Annotated in this window: 16 protein-coding genes; 4 read left to right on the top strand and 12 right to left on the bottom strand. The window is 68.0% G+C overall.

Annotated features, from left to right (window positions below):
- Positions 1-3: 3 nt before the first annotated feature.
- Complete coding sequence (locus AC1DBD_RS10695; RefSeq protein WP_476892248.1) at positions 4-486, bottom strand: hypothetical protein; 483 nt, start codon at positions 484-486, stop codon at positions 4-6.
- 239 nt (positions 487-725) lie between these two features.
- On the opposite strand from AC1DBD_RS10695, the gene AC1DBD_RS10690 reads away from it, so the two are divergent.
- Positions 726-974: a WhiB family transcriptional regulator gene (locus AC1DBD_RS10690; protein WP_003804966.1), complete on the top strand. Its 249-nt coding sequence runs from the start codon at positions 726-728 to the stop codon at positions 972-974.
- A gap of 102 nt (positions 975-1076) precedes the next feature.
- Here AC1DBD_RS10690 and AC1DBD_RS10685 read toward each other — a convergent pair whose 3' ends face one another.
- From AC1DBD_RS10685 to AC1DBD_RS10670, 4 genes are read right to left on the bottom strand one after another with little or no spacing between them, the layout of a single operon-like run.
- Complete coding sequence (locus tag AC1DBD_RS10685) at positions 1077-2546, bottom strand: sensor histidine kinase (protein WP_441417267.1); 1470 nt, start codon at positions 2544-2546, stop codon at positions 1077-1079.
- 34 nt (positions 2547-2580) lie between these two features.
- Entirely contained in the window at positions 2581-7443 is a 4863-nt protein-coding gene (locus AC1DBD_RS10680) for an NAD-glutamate dehydrogenase (protein ID WP_476908560.1), read from the bottom strand.
- A gap of 58 nt (positions 7444-7501) precedes the next feature.
- On the bottom strand, positions 7502-8866 hold the full coding sequence (locus tag AC1DBD_RS10675; protein ID WP_476917095.1) for a CpaE/TadZ family protein: 1365 nt from the start codon (positions 8864-8866) through the stop codon (positions 7502-7504).
- Positions 8866-9507 carry a CpaB family protein gene (locus AC1DBD_RS10670; RefSeq protein ID WP_476892245.1) on the bottom strand — a complete coding sequence of 214 codons (642 nt, stop codon included), beginning with the start codon at positions 9505-9507 and terminating at the stop codon, positions 8866-8868. The genes AC1DBD_RS10675 and AC1DBD_RS10670 overlap by 1 nt, the downstream gene beginning before the upstream one ends.
- A 153-nt stretch (positions 9508-9660) precedes the next feature.
- Between AC1DBD_RS10670 and AC1DBD_RS10665 the strand changes: the two genes are divergently transcribed.
- The gene (locus tag AC1DBD_RS10665) at positions 9661-9876 is read left to right on the top strand and encodes a helix-turn-helix domain-containing protein (RefSeq protein ID WP_175321842.1); all 216 of its coding nucleotides are present in this window, start codon (positions 9661-9663) and stop codon (positions 9874-9876) included.
- Positions 9877-9883: 7 nt separating this feature from the next.
- Here AC1DBD_RS10665 and AC1DBD_RS10660 read toward each other — a convergent pair whose 3' ends face one another.
- Positions 9884-10456 (bottom strand): hypothetical protein, encoded by a 573-nt coding sequence (locus AC1DBD_RS10660; RefSeq protein WP_441417263.1) that lies wholly within the window; start codon positions 10454-10456, stop codon positions 9884-9886.
- A gap of 197 nt (positions 10457-10653) precedes the next feature.
- On the opposite strand from AC1DBD_RS10660, the gene AC1DBD_RS10655 reads away from it, so the two are divergent.
- Together AC1DBD_RS10655 and AC1DBD_RS10650 are read left to right on the top strand one after the other, a co-directional pair.
- Positions 10654-11490, top strand: a complete 837-nt coding sequence (locus AC1DBD_RS10655) for a LysM peptidoglycan-binding domain-containing protein (RefSeq protein WP_441417262.1) — start codon at positions 10654-10656, stop codon at positions 11488-11490.
- A gap of 44 nt (positions 11491-11534) precedes the next feature.
- On the top strand, positions 11535-12020 hold the full coding sequence (locus AC1DBD_RS10650) for an Rv3235 family protein (RefSeq protein WP_476892243.1): 486 nt from the start codon (positions 11535-11537) through the stop codon (positions 12018-12020).
- 103 nt (positions 12021-12123) lie between these two features.
- On the opposite strand, the gene secA is transcribed toward AC1DBD_RS10650, so the two are convergent.
- From secA to mtrB, 6 genes are all read right to left on the bottom strand, one after another.
- Positions 12124-14862, bottom strand: a complete 2739-nt coding sequence (gene secA, locus AC1DBD_RS10645; protein ID WP_441417260.1) for a preprotein translocase subunit SecA — start codon at positions 14860-14862, stop codon at positions 12124-12126.
- Positions 14863-14946: 84 nt separating this feature from the next.
- The gene (locus tag AC1DBD_RS10640; protein ID WP_441417259.1) at positions 14947-16188 is read right to left on the bottom strand and encodes a winged helix-turn-helix domain-containing protein; all 1242 of its coding nucleotides are present in this window, start codon (positions 16186-16188) and stop codon (positions 14947-14949) included.
- A 29-nt stretch (positions 16189-16217) separates the two neighbouring features.
- Complete coding sequence (hpf, locus tag AC1DBD_RS10635; protein ID WP_441417258.1) at positions 16218-16937, bottom strand: ribosome hibernation-promoting factor, HPF/YfiA family; 720 nt, start codon at positions 16935-16937, stop codon at positions 16218-16220.
- 143 nt (positions 16938-17080) lie between these two features.
- On the bottom strand, positions 17081-18076 hold the full coding sequence (locus AC1DBD_RS10630) for a ComF family protein (protein ID WP_476982068.1): 996 nt from the start codon (positions 18074-18076) through the stop codon (positions 17081-17083).
- Between the two features lie 117 nt (positions 18077-18193).
- Positions 18194-19912: an LpqB family beta-propeller domain-containing protein gene (locus AC1DBD_RS10625; protein WP_476982067.1), complete on the bottom strand. Its 1719-nt coding sequence runs from the start codon at positions 19910-19912 to the stop codon at positions 18194-18196.
- Positions 19909-21654, bottom strand: a complete 1746-nt coding sequence (mtrB, locus tag AC1DBD_RS10620; protein WP_476982120.1) for an MtrAB system histidine kinase MtrB — start codon at positions 21652-21654, stop codon at positions 19909-19911. The genes AC1DBD_RS10625 and mtrB overlap by 4 nt, the downstream gene beginning before the upstream one ends.
- Between the last annotated feature and the right edge of the window lie 113 nt (positions 21655-21767).

Below are 21767 nucleotides of genomic sequence, written 5' to 3'. Positions count from 1 at the left end.
CGCCTACAGGGCCCGGCTTGAACCGCCCGGCCGGGACGCGAACGCAATGACCCGCTTGTCGAACAGCAGCACGATGGCCAGGGCCGCCGGCAGCAGCATGGCGAGTCCGGCCAGGGGGTAACCGCCGGTGAGGGTCGGGAAGCCGATGGTGAGCATGAACAGCTGGGCCACCAGCGCTCCGGCCCTGGGCCAGCGGTACCCGCGGAAGAGGAAATGGCTCACGGCAAAAAGCCATGCCGAGAACGCCAGCAGCAGACCGAGGGTGAAGACCGCGCCCCAGAAGGACAGGACGGGTGCACCGGTCAGCAGCTGGAATCCGTACCACCCTGCGGCCACCAGCAGCGCCGCGGCCTCCAGGGCTGTGACGACCGATACGACGGTGATTCCGGCAGGTCTGGCGGCGGGAGCCGGCACCGGGCCGCCTGCCTCTGGACCGCCGGGCTGCGGGTCAGCGGGATCTGCGGGGTTCACTGGGGGTCTTGACACACTGGCACCCTACCGGACATAGTCGAACAGAATTGGGGGTTCCGCCAGGCAATGTGACGCATCGCTCACGATTTGGCGGCATTTGTTCGGCAAATACCCCTTGTTTACACAGCGTTAACATGACACGCTTAATCCAGATGACCGAGGGGGCCCACAGGGCCCCTTTCTTATGAAGCCTCTAGTGAATAATTTCACAAGAGGCATTTAACGAATTCCCAGGAATGGAGTTACTGATCAGCATGGATTGGCGTAACCGCGCAGCGTGCCTTGACAAGGACCCGGAGCTGTTCTTCCCCGTCGGAAACACCGGCCCCGCCCTCCTGCAGATCGAGGAAGCAAAAAGCGTCTGCCGGCGCTGCCCCGTTGTGGACACTTGCCTCCAGTGGGCCCTCGAATCGGGCCAGGACGCGGGCGTCTGGGGCGGCATGAGCGAAGACGAACGCCGCGCCCTGAAGCGCCGCGCGGCCCGCGCCCGCCGCGCCTCCTGATTTTCAGCCTTCGGGCGACCCAATCAGCAGTGGCCTCGGACCGACTGGTCCGAGGCCACTGCTTGTTTAAGCGCCGCGTCTAACGCCGCGTCGTGGCCGCCCTTAGCGTGTGGCGAGGCTCAAGACCACCTGCACTGCGGTTCCGCCGCCCTCCCGCGGCTTCCATTGGATGCTGCCGCCGAGCTCGCTCGTCACGAGGGTGCGCACAATCTGCAGCCCCAGGCCTTCGGTGTAGGAGCCGGCCGGCAGCCCGACGCCGTCGTCCGCCACCGTCACGGTGAGCAGTTCGTCACCGTCCTCGCTCTCGGAGCGGTCGGCGATCAGCCAGACCGTCCCGGCCCTGCCCTCGAGCCCGTGCTCGACGGCGTTGGTCACGAGTTCGTTGATGACGAGGGCCAGCGGCGTTGCGAAGTCGCTCGGCAGCTCCCCGAACAGCCCGGAACGCTGGGTCTTCACTTGCTGCGAGGGCGAGGCAACCTCGGCTGACAGGCGGAACTGGCGCCCGATCAGCTCATCGAAGTCGACGCTCTGGGTCAGGCCCTGCGACAGCGTTTCGTGGACCAGGGCGATGGTCGCGACCCGCCGCATCGCCTGTTCGAGTCCCTGTTTGGCCTCGTCGCTGACCATCCGGCGCGACTGCATGCGCAGCAGCGCCGCCACGGTCTGCAGGTTGTTCTTGACCCGGTGGTGGATCTCGCGGATGGTGGCGTCCTTCGTGACGAGTTCCATTTCCCGCCGGCGCAGCTCCGAGACATCGCGGCAGAGCACCAGCGCCCCGAAGCGCTGCTGTTCGTCCCGCAGCGGGATGGCCCGGAGCGAAAGGCTGACGCCGCGGGACTCGATCTCGCTGCGCCACGGCATTCGCCCAGTCACCACCAGCGGCAGGGTCTCGTCGACCATGCGGCGGTCCCGCAGCAGCCCTGCCGTGACTTCGGCCAGTGACCGGCCCTCCAACGATTCGCCGTCGCCGAGCCGGCGGAAGGCGGAGACGCCGTTGGGGCTCGCGTACTGCACGATCCCCTCGGCGTCGAGCCGGATTAGGCCGTCGCCGACGCGCGGGGCGCCCCGTCGCGATCCGGTGGGCGAGGCAAAATCCGGCCAGAGTCCCAGGGTGCCCATCCGCAGCAGGTCGTAGGCGCACTGCCGGTAGGTCAGTTCCAGCCGCGACGGCATCCGGGAGCTGGAGAGGTCCATATGCGAGGTCACGATCGCGAGCGTCCGGCCGTTGCGGACCATCGGCACGGCCTCGACCCGCATTGCCATGTCGCTGCTCCAGTTGGTCTCGTTGGAGCGTTCGATGGTGCGGCTTTCCCAGGCTTTGTCCACAAGCCGTTTCAGGTCCGAACGGATCCCCTCCCCCACGAAGTCGGCGTGGAACACCGTATGCGTGGTGGAGGGGCGCACGTGGGCCAGCGCCACGTAGCCAAGTTCGGGGTGCGGGAACCACAAGGCAAGGTCGGCGAAGGCAAGGTCGGCGACCATCTGCCAGTCCCCCACGAGCAGATGCAGCCACTCGGCATCCCCCGGCCCGAAATCAGCATGCTCCCTGATAGGGTCCGTAAAGATTGCCACAGCACCTCCATTTGCGACGCGGGGCCGGCAGACCCTAGCGTCGGACGATTGACCTCAAGAGCCTCAATGCTACCGAGAGCGAGGCCATGTCATCGGCCTCGAGGGCGTTCACCTCGTCGAACATGCTCTTCGCCCGCCCAAGTTGCTCCACATTCTGGCTTTCCCAGGCCACCAGCCGCTCTTCCGCCGGCATATCCGCCGACGTCGCCTCCAGGACCGCCGTCGTCATATCCGAGACGGTCGAGTAGAGGTCGTCGCGGAGGGCCGCACGGGCCAGGGCCTGCCAGCGGTCCTTCCTCGGCAGCTTGGTGATGCGCTCGAGCAGCGAATCGGCGTGGAACCGGTTGAAGACCGTGTAGTAGACGTGCGCGATGTTCTCCACCGGCTCCGGGCTGACGTGCACAATCTTGGCGATGTCCAGCAGCACGAAGCTTTCGAACAGCTCCGCCCAGCGGTGCGCCAGGTCCTCGGGAAGCTCCCAGCTGCGGGCCTTTTCGAGCCACTGCGACACCCGCTCGCGGTCATCGCCGCGCAGGTAGTCCAGCAGCCGGGCCCGCATCGGATCCATCAGCGGCTTGAACTCCGCCACAATCTCCGCGATCGGCCGCGCGGCGTTGCCCTGGCTCAGCACCCAGCGGACGGCACGGTCCAGGAGCCGGCGGATGTCCAGGTGGACGGTGCTCCAGTGCTCGGTCGGGAACGACGCCGGCAGCTCGTTGAGTTCGGCCACCATGATGTCCAGCTCGTAGACCTCGCGGAGTGCGACGAACGCCTTGGCGATGGCCGACTGGGTGGCTGAGGTCTCCTCCATGGCGCGGAACGCGAACGTGATGCCGCCCAGGTTGATCATGTCGTTCGCGACGACTGTCGCGATGATTTCCCGGCGCAGCGGGTGGGTATCGAGTTCGGCGTCGAACCGTTCCCGCAGCTGCTTCGGGAAGTAGGCGCGGAGCGTCTCGCGGAACCACGGGTCTTCCGCGAGGTCGCTGTCGCGCAGCGCCGTCGCGAGTTCGATCTTGGCGTAGGCGGCCAGCACGGAGAGTTCCGGGGAGGTCAGTCCCTGGCCCTGTTCGAGCCGCTCACGCAGCGTCTCGGTGGTCGGCAGCGCTTCGAGTTCACGCTTGAGGTCGGCCGATTTCTCCAGCCAGTCCATCAGCCGCTCGTAGCTGGGGCTCCATTCGGCGACCCGCATGCGGTCGTTGAGCAGCAGGATGTTCTGGTCGATGTTGTCCTCGAGCACCAGGCGGCCGACTTCGTCGGTCATCGAGGCGAGGAACTCCGCACGTTCGGCCGGATCCAGCTTGCCGGCGGCCACCATGCGGTCCACGAAGATCTTGATATTGACCTCGTGGTCCGAGCAGTCCACGCCGGCCGAGTTGTCGATGGCGTCCGTGTTGAGGATGACGCCCTGCAGTGCGGCCTCGATCCGGCCGCGCTGGGTCATGCCCAGGTTGCCGCCTTCACCGACCACCTTCACCCGCAGTTCGCGGCCATCGACGCGGATGGCGTCATTGGCCTTGTCGCCGACCTCGGCGTTGGTCTCGGTGCTCGCCTTGACGTAGGTCCCGATGCCGCCGTTGTAGAGCAGGTCGGCCGGGGCCAGCAGGATCGCCCGGAGCAGTTCCGGCGGGCTGAGCCGGGTGGTGCCTTCCGGCAGCCCCAGCGCGGCCCGGACCTGCTCGGAGACGGGAATCGACTTAGCCTGGCGGGCGAACACGCCGCCGCCTTCGCTGATCAGGGACTTGTCATAGTCGTCCCAGGAGGAGCGGGGCAGCTCGAAGAGCCGCTGCCGCTCCGTAAAGGAGGCTGCCTCGTCCGGGTTCGGGTCCAGGAAGATGTGCCGGTGGTCGAACGCGGCGAGCAGCCGGATGTGCCGCGAGAGCAACATGCCGTTGCCGAAAACGTCGCCGGACATGTCGCCGACGCCGACGACCGTGAACGGCTCTGCCTGCGTGTCCAGGTCCAGCTCGCTGAAGTGCCGCTTGACCGATTCCCAGGCGCCGCGGGCGGTGATGCCCATGGCCTTGTGGTCGTAGCCGACGGAGCCGCCGGAAGCGAAGGCGTCGCCGAGCCAGAAGCCGTATTCGGCGGAAAGGCTGTTGGCGATGTCGGAGAACGAGGCGGTGCCCTTGTCGGCCGCGACCACGAGGTAGGAATCGTCGCCGTCGTGCCGCACGACGTCGGCCGGGGGCACCAGCCTCTCGCCCTCCGGGGTGGTGACCAGGTTGTCGGTCAGGTCCAGCAGCCCGCGGATGAAGGTCTTGTAGCTTTCGATGCCCTCGGCCATCCAGGCGCTGCGGTCCGCCGCGGGGTCCGGAAGCTGCTTGGCGTAGAAGCCGCCCTTCGCGCCGGTCGGAACGATCACGGCGTTCTTGACGGTTTGTGCCTTCACCAGGCCCAGGATTTCGGTGCGGAAGTCTTCCCGGCGGTCCGACCAGCGGAGTCCGCCGCGCGCCACCTTGCCGAAGCGCAGGTGCACGCCTTCGACCCGGGGCGAGTAGACCCAGATCTCGAACATCGGCCGCGGGAACGGCAGGCCGTCAATGCCGGAGGGGTCCAGCTTGAAGCTGACGTGCGTCTTGTTCTGGTAGAAGTTGGTCCGGAGCGTGGCCTGGATCAGGTTCTTGAAGGTGCGCAGCACCCGGTCGGCGTCGAGCGTGGCCACCTGCTCGATGGCCGTGTCGAGCCCGGCGCGGACCTGGTCCTGGCGCTGTTCGCGTTCGCCGTCGGGCAGCGCGGGGTCGAAGCGCGCGGCGAAGAGCGCGTTCAGGCCCCGGGCCACATCCGGGTTGGCCAGCAGCGTGTCGGCCATGAATTCGAATGAGTTGGTGTTGCCCATCTGCCGCATGTACTTGGCGTAGGCGCGCAGCACGATGACCTGGCGCCAGTGCATGCCTTCGCGCAGCACCAGGCGGTCGAAACTGTCCGATTCCACCACGCCGGACACTGCCGCGCCGAAGGACTCGCCCAGCAAGGCTCCGGTGCGCTCCGGGTCCACCCCGGCCGGGTATTTCAGGCCAAGGTCGTAGAGGAAGAAGTCGCGGTGGTCGGCCGTTTCGATCTCAAAGGGGCGTTCGTCCAGGACCTCAAGGCCGAGGTTGTGGAAGTACGGCAGGATCTGGCTCAGGCTCTTGGGCTCGAGCATGTACAGCTTGACGCGGGCGTCCTCCTCGAGGGTGGCGCCGGCACCGTGCGGAAGGTACACGTGCACGCCCGGCCGCTCCCCGCCCGGCTCGCCGGTGCGCTCGGCGGCGCCGTACTTCTCGAAGCGGGCGATGTCCTCGAGCGCGTCCTCGACTTCGTAGTCGACGCGGTAGCTGGCCGGGAACGCCTCGGCCCAGACGGCGGCGAGTTCCTTGGCTCCGTTCTCGCCGTCGGCGCCGGCCCTGGCGCGCAGGACCTCGGTGATGCCTTCGCTCCAGGACCGGGCGGCGCGGACCAGGCGCTTTTCCAGTTCGTCGCTGTTGACGTGGCTGACGTCCGCATCCTTGGGCAGCCGGATCCGGAAGAACAACCGGGCCAGGGCGGATTCGGTCATCCGCGCCTCATAGTCGATCGACACGGCGTCGAACGTCTCCCGCAGTTCCTTCTCGATGCGCAGCCGGACGTTGGTGGTGTACCGGTCCCGGGGCAGGTAGACGAGGGCAGACATGAACCGGCCGTAGATGTCCGGGCGCAGGAACAGCCGGGTCCGGCGGCGTTCCTGCAGGCGCTGGATGCCGGTGGTGATGGCTGCGAGGTCCGGGATTTCGATCTGGAAGAGCTCATCGCGCGGATAGGTCTCAAGGATGCCGAGCAGGTCCTTGCCCGAGTGGGAGTCCGGCGGGAAGCCGGCGTCGCGCAGCACGGCGTCGACCTTTTCACGGACGACCGGGATATCCCGGACGGAACCGGCGTAGGCGGTCGTGGCAAACAGGCCGATGAAACGCCGTTCGCCGTTGACGTTGCCGGCGGCGTCAAAGCTCTTCACGCCGATGTAGTCGAGGTACGCCGAGCGGTGAACGGTGGAGCGGGAGTTGGCCTTGGTGATTACCAGTGCCCTCTTCTCGCGCGCCTTCTTCCGGCCCGTTTCGGTCAGGTGCTGGATCTGGTGGCGGGTGTCGGCGCCGTTGCGCAACAGGCCGAGCCCGCTGTCCTCCCGCAGTTCCAGCACATCCTCGCCGGATTCATTCTTCAGGTCGTATTCGCGGTAGCCGAGGAAGGTGAAGTTGCCGTCGTCCAGCCAACGGAGCAGTTCCTGGGCCTGGCGCAGTTCGGCGATCTGCGCAGCCTGCGCCACCTTGTCGAGGTCGTCGGAAATCTCGTGCGCCTTGTTGCGCATCTTCGGCCAGTCTTCGACCGCCGCACGGACGTCGCCGAGCACCCGGGAGAGGCCCTCGATCAGCTGCTCCCGCTTGGCGTCGTCGACCCGTTCGATTTCGACGGCGATCCAGGACTCCATGTGCGAGGCGTTGTCCCCCTGGGCGATCAGGTGGGACAGGTTGGGCATCGCCGCTGTGTCGCCGCTGGAGATGCCCAGGTGCGAGGGGACCCGGGCCACCTTGACCAGCCGGCCGGTCTCGCGGTTGCGGGTGACGACGAAAAGCGGGTGGATTACGAGGTGGATCGGGGACTTCTGCCGGACCAGCTCGGTGTTGACGGAGTCCACGAGGAATGGCATGTCGTCGGTGACGATGTAGACGACGCTGGACTCAGCCTCGTCGGAGATCGAAATGTTCGCCACGCCGGGCTGCCGGGTGGCGGCCACCTGCAGGTGCGTTTGTGACCGTGCGGTCAGGACGTCATCGCCGTAGGCGCGGGCATCCTCCTCGGCGAGATGTTCGTAGTAGTCCCCGAAGTACCCTTCGCTGGCACCGATCGAAACGGGTTGATCCTCCACGCTGGACCCAGACGACATCGACAAACGCCTCCATCAAAAAGTTCACGGCCGCACCGTTGCAGCCCTCATGGCGAGCCTAGTCTTTTAGCCGGGGCTTTGCTGTGGAAGAAAGGACAGAGGATTTACGATTTTGCTGGGCAGGTGCACAAACCAAGCTCCGGATGGCCCGGCGGAGGGTGGAATCCGGCGCGCTCTCGAGCAGCAACGAGCCAGCCAGCAGGGCGGCGTCACAGGCCGCCGGATCCGCCGGGAGGAAGGCTTCCAGCGGTACGGTCGGGCCGTAGCGCGCCCAAGCCTCACGAAGCTGGCGTTCCGGGGAACGGCCGACGGCGGAGGCGCGCACCTTGTTCAGGACCACGCGGGGACGCGCCTGCGGGACGGCGGCGTCCAGCTCGGCCAGTCCGCGCACCAGCCGTGGCACTCCGACCGGGTCGGCGGCGCCGATGGCATAGACGGTGTCGGCCATTTCGAGGCTTCGCAGGGTGGCCGCGTTCCGGCGCGGCGCCATCGAGTCAAAGCTGAGTTCCTCGTCCGCCTCCAGGCAGAAGCCGGCGTCGATCACCGTGACCTCGGCGATCTCCCGGGCCCGCTCGTAGACCAGCGCGAGTGCCGCCGCCCGAAGTTCGGTCCAGCGGTCGGCCCGGGTAATGCCGGTCAGCACCCGGAACGTTCCGGCGCGGGTGGATACCGGGACGGCGATCCGGCGCAACGCTTCGCCGTCGAGCTGGCCCTGGTCGGCCAGCCGGCAGGCCTGCGCAAGTCCGGCCGCCTCGTCCAGCAGCCCCAACACCGCCGCGACGCTGGCGCCATAGCTGTCGGCGTCGACCAGCAGGACGGACTTTCCCTCCGCTGCCAGTTCGCCGGCCATATTGGCGGCCATCAGGGTCCGACCGGGCGATCCGGCGGGACCCCAGACGGCGATAATTCTCCCCGTTCCCGTTGCAGTTCCCGCTTCCCCGGCGCCGGGCCCGGGCCCGGGGCCAGCCCGCTCCGCCCCGGCCCCGCCGTCCAGAGTGCGGTCCGGGCCCGCCGGCGTGTGAAGGGCCGCGGAAGGGTCGGCCAAGCCGCTTGCCGGCGGACCGGGCCGCGCGCCGGCAAGTTCCGCCACCGCGCCCGCGATCAGGGCGGCGAGCGCGGCTGCTTCCACTCCGGAAACCTCCGGGGTAACGCCGATCCCCCGAAGCCTGGCCGATTCCTCCGGGCTGTCGGTCAGCGCCACCACGGCGACTCCCACGGCGGACAGGCGGTCGACCAGCGAGGCGGTAAGCTCCCCGGTCCCCTCGGCGACGACGGCGGCCCGCGCCAGGCCGGTCTGGCAGGCGGCCAGCAGTTCGGCGAGCTCACTGCAGCGCCGGACGACGGACACCGGGCCATGGAGCCGCTCCAGCCCGCCGACCAGGTCGTCCCGGGTCCGGCCCACCGTCACCACCGGAATGCCCATCAGGGCGCGCCTCCAGGATTCCAGACCACGGAGATCTTTGCCTTGTTGGCCTGTGCCCCCAGCAGTTTGGGCATCTGCCCGTCCGACACGAGGACCATCACCACAGTGGACCGCTGTGAGCCCAGGGCGGTGCTTCCCGGGGTGAGCTGCGCAATCTCGGCCCCCGGCAGCAGCAGCGTCGGCTCGCTGAAACCGTTGCGGGTATCCGGCAGCGCCACCCAGACATCCACGCGGGAGCCCGCCACCGCCTGCGGCGGCAGCGCCTCTTCAACGGAGATGGCGACCGGCTTGCGGTCCAGGGCGTCCAGCCTGCCGAAGCTTTCGCGCGGCAGGAGCTGGTCCTTGCCGATGCGCTGGAGGGCGACCAGGCCGCCGTCCATGCCGGACTCCGGAGTGAGGTACTGCGGCTCGACGTCGCCCAGCCGGACCTTGACGCGGTGCAGCTTGTCCGGAGAGACCTTCTCCCCGACCGCAATCGGCTCGCTGGCGGCGTAGGCCTCGGTGGTCTGGTCCGCTGCCGCCACGAGTGACACAACGCCGACTACGGAGGCCAGCACCAGCAGGATGCCCACGAGGAGCCGCGGGTCCTTCCACGAGGGCCGCTTTAACCGGGCGCCGCCGGCTACCGTGCTCACACTCATGCGTCCTGCTCCCCCTGTAGTCGCAGCCCGGGCCGCGGGCTCCGGACACCCCTATTCTCACGAATTGGCGGCCCTGCGGGAAGACACCTAAGCAAACAGCAGCAAATTGTGGATAACGCCCCCAAACGCCAGCACCGGTGGCAAAATGGTGCCATGCCCCGATTCCTGACGCTCGCAGATGTTGCCGAGCAGCTCCAGATCAACTCCCCCGCCGCCTACGCGCTGGTTCGCAGCGGCCAGCTCAAGGCCATCCAGGTGGGCGGACGGGGCCAGTGGCGGGTCGAAGAAACCATGCTCGAGCAGTACATCCAGGAGCGCTACGCGGAGGCAAGCCGCATGATCGAGGAGGCCAAGGCCAAGGGCCACTGAGCCGCCCCTAGCTGTCGGCGCCCCGGACCGACCTGATCCCTGCGAGGGCGCCAAAGGGAACCGTGGCCACGCCGCTGACATTCGCAGGCCGACGCTCCTCCCCCACAGGGGTGAGCGCGAGGTCAAGGAAGTCGCGGCCGACCCTGTCGATGACGCCGTGCAGGACGGACTCGCCTGCCGCCCCTCGAGACACGACCACGGCGAGGTTGGCGCGGTCCCGTGCCAGTCCCCGCAGGGCACTGGCCAGCCCGAGCCGGTGCCGGGCACCGTTGCCTGCGACCACCGCCAGCCGGGAGAGGCCGGCGTAGCGCACCGCCGACGCGTAGGGAATCAGGACCTGGTGCCGCTCCTCGTCGAGCACCAGCCACTGGCTGCCCACGTGGCTGAGCGTGCCCTCGTACAAAGTTCCGGAGCCAAGGTGGACGCCGATCCGCAGGCCCAGCGAGCCCCGCAACCGGTCCGCCAGCTCGACGGCGGCCGCATCCACCCGCGCCCGCTCACCAATTTCGGCGTCCAGGTCCAGGCGTTCGCCGGCAGCCAGTTGCGCCTCCAAGTCTGCAAACAGGGCGTCCCAACGCATGGCGCCAGCGTAGGCGCACCCCCAACGGCGGTCAATCCACATTCTTTGCGCACCCTATAGACAAACAGCTTCTTTAGGCATCAAACTCACTCCAAGAGCATCAAATCACATTAAACAGCTACAGAAGCCCTCCCGGCCGCATTCAGCGAACCGGCCAAGCGGGCAGGACAGCGGCTCGGCCCGCAGAGGAGGCGGTTGTGGACCCAAGAAATTTTTCCGGCGCGGGCCGCCGGCGCGGGCTGGGCGCGGACGCGGCCATGGCCCTCGTCATCCTCCTGCTTGGGGCCTTCCTCGCCGGCTCGGGAGCCCGGCTCGCCCAGCGCCTGCATTCATCGGCGGCGAGGCGTCAATCCCCCTCCTTCGAGGACCAGATCGGGGTTGCCGCCAACACCGCCGGGCTGATCGTCGTCGTCTGGTGGGCGTTGTCCTTCCTGATCGCCTTCGTGGCGGCGCTCCTCGAACGCGAGGGCAGCCGCCGTTCCGCCGAAGCGGCGGGGAAGTTCAGTCCCGCCTTCATGCGCCGGCTGGCGCTGGCCGCCCTCGGGCTCCAACTCGCCACCGCCCCGCTGGCCCACGCAAACCCTGCCCCGGCCGGCCCGGAGACGACCGCCCCTCCCGCCGTTTCCGCCGCATGGATCCCCAGCGGGGCCGAGCTGGCCGCTTTCGCGTCCGGATCCGCCGCTCCCCCTCCGGCCCGTTCTCCTGCGCCGGAGCCTGAGCCTCCTGTCCCCTCCGCTATGCCCCGGAGCCTCGGCCTGGATCCTCACTGGATGCCGGCGCCGCCGCCGGTGGATCCCCGGTCCTTGGCGCCCTCCCCGCGGCGCGCCCCGGAGCCGGCGGGCACGGCGGCGGTCACCGTCCGGGCCGGAGACTCGTTGTGGAGCATCTGCGCGGCGGACCTCGGACCGCTGGCGTCCGACGTCGACATCGCCCTGGCGTGGCCGCGGCTCTACCAGGCCAACCGCGATGTCATCGGCAGCGACCCCGGGCTGCTGCTTCCCGGTCAGGTCCTTCGGATGCCGCCCGCACGCTAAACCAAGCCAACCCGCAATCCCTCCACGACAGCAAAGGAAGTCCCATGAGTCCCATGACCGGTATCCGCGCAGGCACCGCTGTCCCCCTCCCGGTGGCGCCGCCGGGTCCCCGCCCCGTCCCGCTGCATGCTCCCCGCCCGCCTGTGCCAGCCGGTACGGCACCGGTCCTGCGGTTGGTGGACCAGGACCGCGAGGTGTGTGCGATTTGCCGCTCGACCGTGCAGGCCGCCATCGAGGTCCTTGCCGGTACCCGCCCCGCACAGCAGCTGGCCCGCCGGCTCGACGAGCGCTGCCTGGCGGCGCTGCAGCACCGGGCCGCGCTGACCCGCCGCGTGGCTTCGGGCACCTCGCCGACGGCGGGCCGGCTGCACCGGAATCCGTCCGTCCGCTCGGTCCGCGCCTGCCGGGTGTCCGAGGACGTCTATGAGGCCAGCGCCGTCGTGTCCGACGAACTGCGCGTCCGCGCCGTCGCCCTGCGGTTGGAGCGCAGCAGGCTGGTCTGGCGGGTCACCGTTCTGGAGATCGGCTGAGGATCCGCGCCAGGACCCAGGGAAAGGAGGTCAACTTAAATGAAGCAGGGCCGGAACTGTCGTTCCGGCCCTGCTTGTGCGCTCTAGTCCTTGCGGCTGAGGCCTAGCGGCGCTTCTTCTTGCTGGCGCGCCGCGGCGACTCCTGGGCCGCGGCCTTCGCCGGGTTGCCGGAACGGCCGGAGGACTTCGCCTCGACCCGGGTCTGGGCCGCGCCGTCCTCGCCCGGCGCCGTGTACTGCAACTGGGCCGGCTTCTCCGGCGCTTCCAGGCCGGCAGCGTGGATCTGCGGCTCGTGGTGCTCCGTGTGCTGGCCCGCGGCGTCGGCCACCACGACGTCCTCCGCCGGGGTCACCTCGACCTCCAGGTTGAACAGGAAGCCGACGCTCTCCTCGCGGATGGCCTCCATCATGGCCTGGAACATGATGAAGCCCTCGCGCTGGTACTCGACCAGCGGATCGCGCTGGGCCATCGCCCGCAGGCCGATGCCTTCCTTGAGGTAATCCATCTCGTACAGGTGTTCCTGCCACTTGCGGCCGATCACGGAGAGCACCACGCGGCGCTCCAGCTCACGCATGCTTTCCGAACCGATCAGCTCTTCGCGGGCCTGGTAAACCAGACGCGCATCGGAGAGGATCTCTTCCTTCAGGAACTCCACCGTAATCCGCGACTTGCCGCCGGCCTCGTCAATCACGTCCCGCGGCGAGAAGCTGACCGGGTACAGGGTCTTCAGGTTGGACCAGAGCAGGTTGAAGTCCCAGTCGTCGCCGGTACCTTCGGCGGTTGCTTCATCGATGAACGCGGTGATCGTGTCCTCGAGGAAGTACTGGACCTTTTCGTGCAGGTCATCGCCTTCCAGGATGCGACGGCGGTCGCCGTAGATTGCCTCGCGCTGGCGGTTCAGGACGTCGTCGTACTTCAGGACGTTCTTGCGCTGTTCGGCGTTGCGGCCTTCCACCTGGCCCTGGGCCGAGGCGATGGCACGCGAGACGAGCTTTGATTCGAGGGCAACGTCGTCCGGCACCGAGCTGTTCATCAGTCGTTCGGCCGCGCCGGAGTTGAACAGCCGCATCAGGTCATCGGTCAGCGACAGGTAGAACCGGGACTCGCCGGGGTCGCCCTGGCGCCCGGACCGGCCGCGCAGCTGGTTGTCGATCCGGCGGGACTCGTGCCGCTCGGTGCCGAGCACGTAGAGTCCGCCGAGGTTGAGGACTTCCTCGTGCTCGTCCTTGACCGACTGCTTGGCGGCCTCGAACGCGGCGGGCCAGGCGGCCTCGTATTCCTCGGAGTTCTCTTCCGGATCGAGCCCGCGCTGGGCGAGTTCGGCGACGGCGGTGAACTCGGCGTTGCCGCCGAGCATGATGTCGGTACCACGTCCGGCCATGTTGGTCGCGACCGTCACGGCGCCCTTGCGGCCGGCCTGCGCCACGATGGACGCTTCCCGGGCGTGGTTCTTGGCGTTCAGGACCTCGTGGCGGATGCCTTCCTTGGCCAGCAGCCGGGAGAGGTATTCGCTCTTTTCGACGCTGGTGGTGCCGACCAGGACCGGCTGGCCCTTTTCGTGCCGCTCGGCGATGTCCTTGACCACGGCGTCGAACTTCACGGTCTCGTTCTTGTAGACGAGGTCCGGCTGGTCGATGCGCTGCATGTCCCGGTTGGTGGGGATCGCGACAACGCCGAGCTTGTAGGTGCTCATGAACTCGGCGGCTTCGGTTTCGGCGGTACCCGTCATGCCCGCGAGCTTGTCGTACATGCGGAAGTAGTTCTGCAGCGTGACCGTTGCGAGGGTCTGGTTTTCGGCCTTGATCTCGACGCCTTCTTTGGCTTCGATCGCCTGGTGCATGCCCTCGTTGTAGCGCCGGCCGGCGAGGATGCGGCCGGTGTGCTCGTCCACGATCAGCACTTCGCCGTCGAGGATGACGTAGTCCTTGTCCCGCTTGAACAGTTCCTTCGCCTTGATGGCGTTGTTCAGGAAACCGATCAGCGGGGTGTTCGCGGACTCGTAGAGGTTGTGGATGCCGAGGTAATCCTCGACCTTCTCGATGCCGGCCTCGAGGACGCCGACGGTGCGCTTCTTTTCATCGACCTCGTAGTCGGTCTCGGGCTGGAGGCGCAGCACCACCTTCGCGAACTCGCTGTACCAGCGATTGGTGTCGCCCTGGGCCGGTCCGGAAATGATGAGCGGGGTGCGGGCCTCATCGATGAGGATGGAGTCCACTTCGTCGACGATGGCGAAGTTGTGGCCGCGCTGGACCAGTTCGGACTTGTCCCACGCCATGTTGTCGCGCAGGTAGTCGAAGCCGAATTCGTTGTTGGTGCCGTAGGTGATGTCCGAGGCGTACTGCTCGCGGCGGACGGCGGGGTCCTGGTTGGAGAGGATGCAGCCGCTGCTCAGGCCGAGGAAGCGGTACACGCGGCCCATCAGGTCCGACTGGTACTCGGCGAGGTAGTCGTTGACGGTGATGACGTGGACACCCTTGCCGGTGAGGGCATTGAGGTAGGCCGGAGCGGTGGCCACCAGGGTCTTGCCTTCACCGGTCTTCATTTCGGCGATGTTGCCCAGGTGCAGGGCGGCGCCGCCCATCAGCTGGACGTCGAAGTGGCGCATCCCCAGGGTCCGCGAGGATGCCTCGCGGACGGCGGCGAAGGCCTCCGGCAGCAGGTCGTCGAGCTTCTCCCCGTCGCCGTGGCGGGCGCGGAGACGGTCGGTCTCTTCGCGCAGTTCGGCGTCGGTGAAGGTCTTGAAGGAGCTTTCCAGGGCGTTAATGGAATCGGCATAGTTCCGCAGTTGCCGCAGGGTCTTTTTGTCACCCGTGCGGAGAAGTTTTTCGATTAGTGATGCCACGTGAAATTGCTCCCAGTCTCAAGCTGCCGAATTCCGGCGTGTTTAGTCTACGGGAGAGACGCAGGGCGGGACGCGCCTGTTCCCTCAGAGCGGATGCAGGCCTGCCACGGCCTGCCCGAGCGCCGGCGCCAGGTCCCCCACGGGGGCGACAACGACCCGGTCCAGCTCCAACCACTCTGCCATGAGCTGCAGTTCCTCGGCGAGTTCGACGGCGGTGTCGGCCGGCGCGCCGGGCTCGGCGTGGCTGGCCCGGGCGAGCAGGCTGCCGGTCGCCCGGTCCGCTTTCAGGTCCACGCGGGCCACGATTCCGTCGCGCAGCAGGAAGGGCAGCACGTAGTAGCCGTAGCGGCGTTTGGCCTCGGGGGTGTAGATCTCGATCCGGTAATGGAAGCCGAACAGTTCCTCCAGCCTGCGGCGTTCAAAGACCAACGAATCGAAGGGGCTCAGCAACGCGCGGCCGTTGGCGGCGCGGGGCAACCCGGCGTCGGCGTGCCGGTACAGCGGCCTGTTCCACCCGGCCACCGTCACGGGCTCCAGCCGCCCGGCGTCCACGAGGTGTTCCACCGCGACGGCGGCGGCGCGCAACGGGGTCCTGAAATAGTCTGCGAAGCACCGCACGGTGCCGATCCCGTGCGCCTGGGCTGCGGCGTCGATCAGCCGGATCATGGCGGCCGCGGCATCCGGCTCCCGGCCCGCGGCGGGTGGTCCCGGCGCGGCCGGGACGCTGCCGGCCAGGACCCTCGAGGTCAGCGTATAGCGGCGTTCGAAGGACTCGGTCCGGGACGCGGCCGAGACCAGGCCCTCTTCAAAGAGGTGCTCGAGGACCCGTTTGACCGCGTTCCAGTTCCACCCCCAGTTGTCCTTGGGCCTGTCCTCGACGTGGCCCAGCCTGGCCGTGAGTTCGGCGGCGGTCAGCGGCCGGCCCGCGGCCAGCGCCTCCAGTACCCGCCCTGCCACCTCGCTGCGCAGCTCCGGATCCATGGCATGCGCGCCGACCCATTTTCGGTTCTGCCACAGCACGAGATCCTGGAAATGCTCGGGCCGGATGAAACTGGCCTCGTGGGCCCAGTACTCCATCATCCGTCGCGGGTGTGTCCCCGCCATGCGGTGCAGGATGGTGCGGTCGTAGTTCCCGAGCCGGGAGAAGAACGGCAGGTAGTGGCTCCGCGAGAGCACGTTGACGGAATCAATCTGGACCAGGTGGAGACGGGCAAAGGTACGGCCCACCGCCCGTGCGCTCACGGGTGCGGCGGGCCGGACCTTGTCCAATCCCTGGGCTGCCAATGCGATCCGCCGTGCCTGCTTGAGGCTCAGCGATGCGTGCACATCAGTCCCTTCGTCGGATGGTCACCAGCTCAGGCGCTGGCGGGCTCATCCTCTGAACGATAAGCGATGATCTTTTCTTCCAGCGGAGCCTCGCCCGGTTCGCAGGTCTGGTCCAGGCTGATCACGCCGTAGGTCCAGCCTTCACGGCGGTAGACGACCGACGGGGCCTTCGTCTCCTTGTCCACGAACAGGTAAAAGTCGTGGCCTACGAGTTCCATGTTGTCGACGGCGTCGTCGAGCGACAGGGACGCCGCGGGGAAGACCTTGCGGCGGATCAGCACGGGCGAGTCGCCGGCAGGAATATCGTTTTCCACCTCGTACGGCGACTTCTCGGCGGACCGGGGCTGCGGCGGATGGCTCGCTTCCTCGTAGATGGGCTCGCTGGTGCTGGCAGGTTCCAGGGTTGCCGTCGCCTCGGTGACGGACTTCGGAGTGTGCCGGCCGTGGTGGACCTTCTTGCGGTCCTTGGCACGGCGCAACCGTTCAAGAAGCTTGTTGTAGGCCAGGTCGAACGCGGCAAATTTGTCTGCGGCGCTGGCTTCGGCACGGATCACGGGCCCTCGGCCCAGGACGGTCAGCTCGACAGTGAGCAGTTCTGCGGTCTGCCGGGCCTTGGTCTCCTTGGTAACCTTGGCGTCCACCCTCTGGACCTTGTCCCCCAGTGATGCGATCTTCGAGATCTTTTCGTCGGCGTATTCGCGGAACCGGTCCGAGACCGTCAAATTACGACCGCTGATCATGAACTCCATGGTGCCCTCCAAATGACTTCGGTGACACGACGGCGGCACTTCCCGGGGCTGATCTGACTGACAGTCGAGCCCCTTTCCGAGCCGCTATCGACAGGTACATCTGTTCTTGGTACCCATGTTCGACGTTAGTTCATGGACCCCTGTTATTCATCTTTTTTTGGTTTATTTTTTTCCTCACCGCCGGGGTTCCCCGCCAGCCCGGGGATTGCCGCGGCAAAGTTGTACCGGGCGGGCGGGCGTGTCGCCGCGAGCACCACTGCGCCGCGGACCAGCCCTCCCGCGGCGTGCAGCGCGCGGGCCGCTTCCGCCAGCGTGGCGCCGGTGGTCAGCACGTCGTCCACGACGATGCAGGGCCGACCGTTCAGCTCCGGCCGGCGGAGTCCGCCCTTGATCCGCATCGAACCGCGTACCCGCCGGGTCCGGGCCGCGCGGCCCAATCCCTTCTGCCCGCCGGGCGAGCCGGCCGCCAGCCCGGGTCGGCCCCGGGGACCGTTTAGGGTGGGCCGCGCCTGGCGCAGCACGTCGGCGACGTCGGCTCCGGCCAGGGCGGGGATACGCCGGGCCCGCGCGAGCAGGAGGTGGACCGGGCTGAAGCCCCGGCGTCGAAACGCGGCACCGCTGGTAGGCACGGGCACCAGCAGGATTCCTTCCGCCCGGCCGGCCGCGGCGCCGATGGCTTTGACGAGGGCCTTGGCCAGTTCATCGGCCAGCTGACGCTGGCCGTGCCTCTTGAAGGACAGCAGGGACTGGGCCAGCTCGCCCCGGTAGACCCCGGCTGCCACGACCGGCAGCAGGACCGAGCCGTCCAGGTCCACGAGGGCAGGGGCCCGCCCTTCCGCCCGGAACGGCCGCCGCGTCAGCTGGCGGACACGATGCGCGCAGCCGGCGCACAACGTCCGGTCCTCCGCGCCGCAGCAGACGCATTCCACCGGCGCTGCCAGCGCCAGTAACTCCGCGGCAGCTGTGGCGGCACGGTCCGCGATGCGCTCCGTCCAGCGTCGGTAGCCACCACGGTGTTTCGCTGCCGGGGGTACCGGGGCAAGGTCCGGGTCGACAGCGCGGATTCTGGTGCTGTTTCGGGTGCTGTTTCTGGTGCTGTTTCGGGTGCGGTCTCTGGCGCGGCGCCGGCGTTTGTTCACCCTTCAAGGCTGGGCGCCGCCGGTCCGCCGCGGAAGCCCTCCCGGCTGCTATGTGGACATCTGTCCGGGCGCCGCCCGATCAGCCCGGCCCCTCCCGGTCAGCCCGGCCCCTCCCGGTCAGCCCGGGTAGGAGGGGTCGATGGCGCCCTTGACCTGCGGCGACCAGCCGTTACCGAGCCGCTGGAAGATGCCCTCCGTGGATTGGCCGTAGATCTCCGTCGGTCCGTTGCCGGCGCTGAGCGCGGTTAGCCCCGGCCAAGGTGCCAGCAGCTGCGGCGCCCCGGAGGTAAGGGACAGCAGCTCGGGCGTGACGTTGTCGTTCGCCGAGCTCTTCATCACGGCGACGGTCGTGTCGTTGACCCAGACGCCCCGGTCGGGGGCACGGGCTGACAGGAGTGTGATCGGCGCGGTGAGGTCCCTCGGGGTGCCGTCGCCGTTACGGATGATTCCGGTGATCTGGACGCTGGTTTTGCCGTTCAACTCCGAGATGACGAGTGCACGGGTTCCTTCGCGCGAGACCCTGAACTCCTTGATGCTCCGTCCGGCGAGCCAGGGCGGGGTCATGGTCACGGCAGGCACGTTCGCTCCCGGCGCGGTCCCGGCAGGATGGTAGGCGAGAACCTCGGTGGCCCCGTTGCTGCCGGGGCCGGCGGTCCAGACCCAGTCGTAGCGGTCGAAGGACGGCCGCGACAGGCCTGCCCGCGTGGTGAGGGCGCGCGCCGGCTGGCCCGGCAGGATCGAATACAGCGTGGTGCGGCCGGCGTTGAGGAACGCCGCTGCCTGGGACACCGGCGATTCGGCGGGCACACGCGGCGCCAGCGCCCGGACGGACTGGATGTCCGGCAGCGGACCCAGCTTGTTGTTCTCATAGCGGATCAGGTCGTTGTTGCTGACGGCGATCTGGTGGGCGGGAACGTCCTTGTCCCGCACCGGCGGCAGCACGGAGCCGTCGTCTTCGACCCGGACAAGGTCCTGGTTCGCCCGCAGCTCCACGTTGATCACGTCGGGCTGGCTGCGGAAGGTCAGCGCCAGCTGGGTCTGCATGCGCAGCCGGTCCTCGTTGGAAGCGTCCACGAGCTCCTTGGCCGTGAGGTCCACCTGCGCGGCGCCGGAGACCACCGGCACCGACTCGCGCGCCAGCTTCATGCCCGAAGGGAACGCGCTTACGGCGGCGCCCTTGAGGTAAGGGGCCGGGCCGCCGAGCAGGGCGCTGGTCATGGCCTTGACGGTCTTCTTCTTGATGAACCAGCGCATGTCCGGCACCGCGTAGGTGAAGGTGGGGTCGTAGAAGTAGATGGGGTAGGCGCCGTAGATGACCTTGAACGTCTGCTCGGGGATGGCGGTGCCATCAGGGATTTCCGAGATCCTCCACTCGCCGTCGACCTTGGTCAGCGTTGCGGGAATGCTTTCCTTGGAACCTTCCGGCAACGGCGTGGCGATCCCGTCGGCGTCGACCGAATACGCCAGGTCCAGTTCGTAGTTGAAGACATTTTCGACGGCGGTGCGCACCACGCGGGCGGAACGGAAGACCAGCACCCGCTGGTCCGGCTTCCACTTCACCGAGGAGGCCTGGGTGAGGTACTGCCGGGCCACGGCATAGTCGTCCTCGTAGCCGCTGCCCGCGAGGTAGAAGTCCTCGATCATTGCCTCCGGGCCCGCCCCCGCCCGCGGAGCCACGGGGAAGAAGACCGGTGCGTTGTTGGGCTTTCCCGCGCTCTCGTCCGTGCTCTTTCCTACCGGGCCGGAGCGCGGAATCTGCGCGCACGAGGTCAGAAGAAGCAGCACCAGCGCCAGCAGGGCCCCGGCGAGCCTGGTGAGTTTCCCGGCACCTCTCATGGCTGCTCCTTCGTTGTGTCGGGGCCGGACGGGGCCGGACGGGGCTCCCTGACGGCCGTCTCCAGCAGCAGCATCGTCCGTTCACGCACGACGCCGGCGGGCCCGACGTCGGCGGGTTCCAGCTGGAGCGGTGATCGGGTGATCGTTTCGCCCTGGCGCAGCGGCAGGGTCAGTCGGAAGTTGGAGCCCCTCCCCTTGTCGCCCCAGGCCTGCAGCCAGCCGTTGTGCAGCTTGGTGTCCTCGGTCGCGATGGACAGACCCAGGCCGCTGCCGCCCGTGGTGCGGGCGCGGGCCGGGTCGGCGCGCCAGAAACGGTCGAACACGCGCGCGGCCTCCGCGGCGGTCATGCCTATTCCATGGTCCCGGACGGCGACGGCCACCGCGGTGTCGTTTGCCGCCACGGAGATGTTCACGGGCCGGCCCTCGCCGTGCTCCAGCGCATTCAGAACCAGGTTCCGCAGGATCCGGTCGATCCGCCGGTCATCCATCTCGACGATGATGCTGCCTGCGGGGGCATTCAGCGTCACCTCCGAGCCGTATTCGGCCGCCACCGGGGCCACCCCCTCGATCACGTGCGAGACGAGCTGGACGATGTCGGACGGTTCGGCGTCGAGCATGGCCACGCCGGCGTCGAACCGGGAGATTTCCAGCAGGTCGGCCAGCAGCGACTGGAAGCGCTCCACCTGGTTGTAGAGCAGTTCCGCGGACCGCTTGTTGATCGGGTCGAAGTCCTCACGGGCGTCGTAGAGCACCTCCGCCGCCATCCGGACCGTGGTCAGCGGGGTGCGGAGCTCGTGCGAGACGTCCGAGACAAACCGCTGCTGCATTTGGGACAGGGTGGCCAGCTGGGTGATCTGCTCCTGCAGGCTGGCGGCCATGTGGTTGAAGGAAGCGCCCAGCCGGGCGACTTCGTCTTCGCCCTTGACCACCATGCGCTCCTGCAACTGGCCGGCGGCCAACTTTTCGGAGACAACGGCAGCGTGGCTGACCGGGCTGACCACGTTGCGGGTGACGTACCAGGCCACGGCGCCGATCATGAGGGCCAGGGCGGCGGCACCGGCCAGCAGGACGTTCTGGATTTCGTCCAGGGTCTTTTGCGCCGTGTTGAGGTCGTAGATCAGGTAGAGCTCGTAGACCGTGCCGTTGAAAGTCACCTTGTTGCCAACCGCGATCCCGGGGCGATCCTCGGTTCCCACCGGGAATTCCGTGGAGGCCCAGAACTGGTCTTTGCCGGAGTCCTGCACCGCCTTGCGCAGCTCGGGCGGGATCACACTGATCGTGAGCTGGTCGGACGCGCGCGACTCGACCCACCGGTTGCGCGGCTTGGTCTGTTCGGGCATGGCCTCGAAGACGTAGCGCCGCTGGATCACCGAGCCGCGGCCTTCGACGGCGTTCAGGGTGTCGTAGACGAGGGTGATGACGCTGGACTGGTCGGTGACCTGCGCGCCGTCGAACGTGTCCTGGACCTGCTTGACGTTGTAGCGGGTCTCCGACTCCGCCTGGGCCAGCCGCTMCTGGAATAGGTTGTTGGCGATCTGGTTGGAGAGATACGCGCCGACGACGGCGAAGGAACCGATCGCGAGCATGAGGGTGGTGAGCACGGTGCGGAACTGCAGGGACCGCCGCCAGCGCCGGTGCACGGCACGCAACAGGTACCTGGTTGCCGGCAGGATGCGGGACGCACCGGTGCGGACCAACCGGGCAACGCGGGCGGTGACAATCCGGGCCCGGCGGCTCCAGATCCGGGCCCTGAAAAGCGGGGTCTGTCCACGGGACGACGACGGCGCCGTCTGGCCCTCGGGGGCAGCGGCCTCGGTCGCGGCAGCATCAGGCTGGCCGTCCGACGGGGCGGCAG

It is taken from the genome of Arthrobacter sp. 10T419 (assembly GCF_056394105.1).
The sequence above is the reverse complement of the archived record's forward strand: the minus strand, read 5'-3'. Positions and strand labels throughout refer to the sequence as shown.